Origin of the sequence: Hungatella hominis (assembly GCF_014288005.1) — a bacterium.
GTDB classification, from domain to species: domain Bacteria; phylum Bacillota; class Clostridia; order Lachnospirales; family Lachnospiraceae; genus Hungatella; species Hungatella effluvii.
Window position 1 is genome coordinate 1 of sequence record NZ_JACOPB010000041.1, and the last position, 6150, is coordinate 6150.

General features: G+C 44.5%; 8 protein-coding genes. All 8 read left to right on the top strand.

The window, feature by feature from the left end; translation table 11 throughout:
* Positions 1–1149, top strand: a 1149-nt coding sequence (locus H8S75_RS31915; protein WP_490400387.1) for an ABC-2 family transporter permease, incomplete at its 5' end; no start/stop codon positions are given.
* Positions 1149–1805, top strand: a complete 657-nt coding sequence (locus H8S75_RS31920; RefSeq protein WP_187024916.1) for a LysM peptidoglycan-binding domain-containing protein — start codon at positions 1149–1151, stop codon at positions 1803–1805. The genes H8S75_RS31915 and H8S75_RS31920, both read left to right, overlap by 1 nt.
* Before the next feature lie 9 nt (positions 1806–1814).
* Positions 1815–2768 (top strand): XkdQ/YqbQ family protein, encoded by a 954-nt coding sequence (locus H8S75_RS31925; protein WP_187024917.1) that lies wholly within the window; start codon positions 1815–1817, stop codon positions 2766–2768.
* Entirely contained in the window at positions 2761–3036 is a 276-nt protein-coding gene (locus H8S75_RS31930) for a DNA helicase (protein WP_156832392.1), read from the top strand. The genes H8S75_RS31925 and H8S75_RS31930 overlap by 8 nt, the downstream gene beginning before the upstream one ends.
* Before the next feature lies 1 nt (position 3037).
* On the top strand, positions 3038–3421 hold the full coding sequence (locus tag H8S75_RS31935; protein WP_187024918.1) for a DUF2634 domain-containing protein: 384 nt from the start codon (positions 3038–3040) through the stop codon (positions 3419–3421).
* Positions 3418–4443: a baseplate J/gp47 family protein gene (locus H8S75_RS31940; RefSeq protein ID WP_187024919.1), complete on the top strand. Its 1026-nt coding sequence runs from the start codon at positions 3418–3420 to the stop codon at positions 4441–4443. Before H8S75_RS31935 ends, H8S75_RS31940 begins: the two co-directional genes overlap by 4 nt.
* Complete coding sequence (locus H8S75_RS31945) at positions 4430–5059, top strand: putative phage tail protein (RefSeq protein ID WP_187024920.1); 630 nt, start codon at positions 4430–4432, stop codon at positions 5057–5059. The genes H8S75_RS31940 and H8S75_RS31945 overlap by 14 nt, the downstream gene beginning before the upstream one ends.
* Complete coding sequence (locus H8S75_RS31950) at positions 5049–5681, top strand: hypothetical protein (protein WP_187024921.1); 633 nt, start codon at positions 5049–5051, stop codon at positions 5679–5681. The genes H8S75_RS31945 and H8S75_RS31950 overlap by 11 nt, the downstream gene beginning before the upstream one ends.
* The last annotated feature ends 469 nt before the right edge of the window (positions 5682–6150 follow it).

Genomic DNA, 6150 nt, shown 5'->3' on the forward strand with positions numbered 1-6150 from the left:
ATTATTAAGAATGCAATGTTTACGGCTGCTGACGATATTAATGACAAATTTGCAGAAATGCCAATGACTTTTGCCGATGTCGGGCAGCTTATGGCAAATAACGCATTGGAGGCTTTCGGTCCCACAATGGAAAAGCTAAATACCCTGCTGAATAGCAGTGGAGCGCAGACACTTCTGGCTGCATTGAATGAAGGTATTGCAGCAATTGCGGAGGGAGCCAACTGGCTGATTGATGCATTTATTCGAGGTGATCCCATTGTAAGAACTTTTTTTGCGGTTGCTATTATTATGGCAGGCTTATGGGCCGGTCAGATGCTTGTAGCAGCTGGAGCTACTCTTGCTGCAAACTGGCCGTTAATTTTAATTATAGCAACATTAGGGGCAATTGTTTTAGCTTTAATTTCCACAGGGGCTACATTTGCTGATATATTTGGTTTTATTGGTGGTCTGCTTGGGGCTTTTTATGCGACAGGGTACAATATTGTAGCGAATTTATGGAACATTTTTGTTTCATTCGCAGAGTTCCTGGCGAATGTATTTAACGACCCGTTAGCCGCAGTTGTTAACCTCTTTGTTAATATGGCAACCAGTGTATTATCAATTATCCAGAGTATTGCAAAAGCCATAGACGATGTATTCGGTTCAAATCTTGCTGGAGCAGTTGGGGGATTTATGGATAAAATACAGGCTTGGGGAGACAGTTTTAAGTCTGATGATTATATATCTTTGGACGATCTTCGCATGGATACAAAAGATATTGTGTCGACCGCGGATAATTGGAGTGAAAAAGGAAAGGGTGTTGGGGATTTCATTGACAAATGGGATTTTGGAAGCGCCTTAGCAATCGATCCAAATGCTGGAGGAATTGATTACAGCCAGTTTGCTACAGACGGAAGTCCTGCAACTGTGAAGGGTAAAGGAAAGAATGGTGCAGTAAAGGTTGAAAACGAAGAGGATATCGAGTGGATGCGAAAGCTTGCAGAGCGCGATTATATTGCCCGCATCTCCCAAAATACGCTTGCGCCAAATATCAAGGTGGAATTCAGCGGTCCGATCACCAAAGAGGCAGATACCGATAACATTATGAGTCATGTATCTGAACAGCTCAAAGAAATGATTGCAACTGCTCCAGAGGGGGTGCCGGCCTAATGTCATACTCAGTATATTTCAAATATGGCAGCAAGAAATATAAGCTTCCGGTCAATCCGGAGGAGATTAAGAGATCAAGAGAACTTAATATCGAGACGTATCAGGTGCTGGAGGAAGGACAGGTTTCCATCCCTTCTTACTGTTCACTTGAAGAATATAGCTTTGAGGCAGAGTTTCCCAGTCAGGACGTCAATTATATGGAGCCGGGCGCAGAGGCTGATGCAGATTATTATGAGAAGATGTTCCGGAAGGCTCAGAAGAATAAGAAGCCGATCCGGTTCATTGCATCGAATGATATTTCAGATGATATCAGCGTCAAGGTACTGGTAAAGAGTGTAGAGGTAGTGGAAAAAGCAGGAGAAGAAGGGGATAAGTACATATCGTTGACACTCACAGAGTATAAAGGGGCCGGAAAAAGGTATGTAGCTATCCAGACTCCTGATGCTACGGTAAAACAGGAAGAAACGCCTCTTGCTGAGAACCCAGCTGTAACTGCAAATAAAACACATACAGTACAGTCAGGAGATACGCTGTGGGGGATAGCTAAGAAGTATTATGGGAATGGCAGCCAGTATCAAAAAATTGTGTCAGCAAATCCCAGCATCAAGAATCCAAACCTGATCTATCCGGGCCAGGTATTCACTATCCCATCATAGGAGGTGTATATGGAAGTATTAGTCGAAACAGGAGGATATATATACGACATATCAGGCATGTGTACGGAAATATCCTGGTCGGATATTCTTAATGATGGATCCAGCAGCATGGATATCTCGTATATCAATGATGATCTTATATTGCAAAACGGAGATGTTGTTCGCCTGACTGATAACGATCAGGCTGATGGCATCTTTTTTGGAACTGTTTTTAAGGTATCCGGCGACGAATCCGGAATTATTAAGGTTAAAGTCTATGACCAGCTACGGTATGCGAAAGCAAAGGAGATTATTGTGCTGGAAAATGGGACACTGAAGAACCTGGTACAGAATATGTGCACCTTTTTGTCTCTGAACCCCGGTACGCTGGAGGAACCGGGATATGTATTACCGACCGTTGCAGATTCGGATAAAACATGGCTTGATGAAGTGACGCAGGCCATCTCTGATACGCTGATTGCGACACAGGAGATGTATTGCGTCCGTGATGAGTATGGATCTGTATGTCTCTGGAATATGCGAAATTTGCAGCTTCCGCTTGTATTGGGAGACCGGAGCTTGTGCACCGGTTACAGCTGGGAGAAATCCATTGATGATGATTTTTACAACCGGATCAAGGTAGGCTGGAAAGATGAAAATAGCAAGAAAATGGACGTGGGTGCCGCTGCTGATCAGGAATCCATAAACCGGTATGGCCTTCTCCAATATTTCGAAACATCAGCTTCCGGGATTGATAATGCGGCAAAAGCACAGGAGCGGGCGAACAATCTTCTTAAACTGTATAACCATGAGAAAGAAACATTGAAACTGGAATGCCTGGGAGATCTCCGGGTGCGTGCCGGAAACAGCATCTACGGAAGCATAAATGAGATTGGACTGGGCCACAGGCTGATCGTGAAAAAGGTTACACACGATTTCCTGCCGGTTCACACTATGAAAGTTGAGGTGATGGCTGGTGAGTGACAGGAATGGAGCGAACGAGCTGTTTAATGTCATAAAAACGATAGTAAACAATTACCTGAATAACCGGAAGGTGACTGCGGTAGTGATCGGGGAGTACAAAGGGGGTGCTGTTATGGTCGGAGATCTTCCAGTTCCTATGAGCATGGTAACAGGGAACATGAAAACCAGACTGGCCAGTGGCGACAAGGTGCGGCTGCTCCGTAACGATGGCGGCCGGGAGTACTATATTCTGGAAATCATTGGGAAACCATATCAGATAGGAGGATAACATGGAACTTACAACCGGTATGGTGCTCCGGGAACAGACCTTTGAAGGGAAGACTTATAAAGTATTGCCCTGTAAGATAGAAGGGTACGTAGACGATCTGGAAGCATTAAAGCAGGCTATTTATAAGGTACTTGATACCGAACAGTATGAGTACCCCGTATACAGTTTCAGTTATGGAATTGCATGGAAAGAACTGATCGGAGAGGAGCAGCCCTATGTACGGGCAGAAATGAAGAGAATGATACAGGAAGCATTGTTGCGTGACGACAGGATACGGGAAGTTGATGGATTCAGCTTTTCTTTTACTGGGGACACGTGCCAATGCTCTTTTAATGTCTTCAGTATTTATGGAGATATTGAAATAGAAACGGAGGTGCCTGTATGACGTATGAAGAATTGCTGCAGGCCATGCTGAATAAAGTACCCGGCAGCGTGGATAAGCGGGAAGGAAGCGTTATTTATGATGCGCTGGCACCGTGTGCGTACTTTCTGGCACAGCAGAATTTCCAATTGGAAAACTATCTGGATCTGGTCTTTCCGGATACCGCAGTCGGCGAGTATCTTGACAGGGCAGTAGCTGCATTCGGTGTAACGAGGAAAACGGCCAGCGCTGCAGTGCGAAAAATGATAACAACAGGAGCAGTTCCGATCGGCAGCCGCTGGGGGCTAAACTCCCTGGTCTATACTGTCACAAGGGAACTGGCGTCTGGTACGGAGTACGAGGCTGAGTGCGAAACTCCGGGTGACATTGGAAACCAGTATTCAGGATCCGTGCAGCCGATATCAAATATAACGGGAGTGACCGCGGAACTGACTGACATCATATCAGCAGGAGCTGACGAGGAGACGGACGGAGCCCTGCGGGAGAGATTCCTGCAAAAAGTGCAGTTGCCAGCCACATCAGGAAATGCATACCACTATAAGTTATGGGCTTTAGATGTGCCAGGTGTCGGAGATGCCAGGGTGTTTCCACTGGACAATGGTCCTGGTACCGTGACAGTCCTAATTGTGGACAACGATAAAAATATAGACACATCTCTGGAAAGCGCAGTGTCGGCTTATATGGAAACGGTCCGCCCCATCGGAGCTGATGTTACGATCGACAGCCCGTCTCCCATGGCTGTCAACGTCGTGGCTGATGTTACCCTGGACGGCAGCAAAGCCAAAGATGATGTGCTGCGGGCATTTAAGGCAGCCCTGGAAATATACCTGAAAGGTCTGGTATTTACAGACTATCGTGTCAGTTATGCAAGGATCGGGAGCCTGCTCCTGGCCACGGAGGGGGTGCAGGACTATGATAACTTAAAATTGAATGGGGCCATGGCAAATGTAATTATTGCTGATAAGGCCATTCCGGTTATGGGAACCGTAGACTTCTCGGGGGTGAGGACTTATGGAGTTAATTAAACTGCTTCCGGACTACTATTCCGAAAATGAAACTATGAAGACGCTGCAAAGTATTTTGTCAGATCAGGTGGACAGTCTGAATACAGGAATGTATAAGACTATCGACAACTGTTTTGTAGGATCTGCCTCGGATACGCTTACGAGGTTTGAACAGTTGCTGGAGCTGATTCCAGACTCCTCTAAATCAGACCGATACCGCCGGGAAAGAATTAAGGCGAAGATATCCGGAGCTGGAACAACCACAGCTTCGCTGATCCAGAACATAGCAGAAAGCTTCACAAGCGCAGCTGTTGATATCGTGGAGAATTTTCCTTCGTATACAATTACTGTCCGTTTCACGGGTACATCGGGCATACCCGGGAATATGTCAGATATCAAACAGACGATAGAAGAGGCAGTGCCGGCTCATTTGAAGGTACTGTACGAATATATTTTTAATACCTATGGAGCAGTTGGAACTTTTAGTCATGCAGAGTTGGCGGCATATACCCACGAAAGGATTCGTGGCGGTCATCTTAAAAATAGAATCCAGGAACTGCAAGCCTATCAGCATGCCGAGCTGGCACAGCTGACACACAATGAATTATCGAAAGGAGAGTTACCAAATGGCAACTAATACGGCAAACTATAATTTCAAAAAACCGGATGAAAGTGATTTCTACTCGGTTCAGGATCAGAATAACAACTGGGATAAGGCTGATACCGCACTCAAAAATTTAGATACTCCCACTTTTGAGGATTACTCTGGCAGTACCACGGTCCCAGATGCTGCGACAGCAATCAATAACATTAAAAGTAAAGGGAAATTGTCCACAATATTAAGTAACATGAAAGCAGCTTTTAAAGGGGTATGCCTGATCGGCCAGATTGTCAACAACTGCGTAACTAATAACTCGAAATTGCCTCTCTCGGCCGCTCAGGGCAAGGAGCTGATGGACTTATATACTGTGCTCAATAGTAATTTAGATAACATAACAAGTGCTAACACACTACTATATACGTTTAAGTACTTACCTCCATCTTTTCTGGATAATCCCAATAATCATTTTAAAGTATCCGGTTGGACTGCAGTGCCATATTTAAGCCTATCAAATATTGCAAATGGAGCGGGCTGGGGGGTAATACTAGGTATTTATGATAATAATAATGGCACTCCATTAGGCAGGCAGTTTGTTATTGGTACATCTAAAGTTGCAACCAGACGATATGTAGGAGGTTCATGGACAGTATGGGAGTAAATGATCATTTAATGATTATTTATTAAGCAATCTGGTATGATACTACAAGCCGTGCGATTTTTCGTTTCGTGAAGTTACTATCACCGATTGCTATTTCTCCCAGAGTGTTAACGTAAGCGTACCCCACAGATTCCATTTTGTAGATATCCGAGCCTATATAACATCCCGCTGCAAAGGCTAAAGATGGTGCATATTCAACTGGTATCGAAGCAACTACATCACCTGCTCCAAAACCTACGTCTGAATACACACCGAGATTTAGCGTAACTGTTTTTCCTGAAATTGTAATATACCCACGGTTACCTTCGGCGGAGTATCCAGCTTTAAATGTAGGTGATATATGTTTTATTGCTAAATTACTATAACGCATTGATTGTTCAGAATGAGGTATGTATAACTATTTAATTCAATTTTTATTGTGCTCAATATAGAATAAACGCATAAACCAAATAAGCCTCCCTCTCAGCAG

Coding starts and splice junctions, on each gene's coding strand:
- H8S75_RS31920 (WP_187024916.1), top strand. CDS start 1,149: ATGTCATACTCAGTATATTTCAAATATGGCAGCAAGAAATATAAGCTT.
- H8S75_RS31925 (WP_187024917.1), top strand. CDS start 1,815: ATGGAAGTATTAGTCGAAACAGGAGGATATATATACGACATATCAGGC.
- H8S75_RS31935 (WP_187024918.1), top strand. CDS start 3,038: ATGGAACTTACAACCGGTATGGTGCTCCGGGAACAGACCTTTGAAGGG.
- H8S75_RS31940 (WP_187024919.1), top strand. CDS start 3,418: ATGACGTATGAAGAATTGCTGCAGGCCATGCTGAATAAAGTACCCGGC.
- H8S75_RS31945 (WP_187024920.1), top strand. CDS start 4,430: ATGGAGTTAATTAAACTGCTTCCGGACTACTATTCCGAAAATGAAACT.
- H8S75_RS31950 (WP_187024921.1), top strand. CDS start 5,049: ATGGCAACTAATACGGCAAACTATAATTTCAAAAAACCGGATGAAAGT.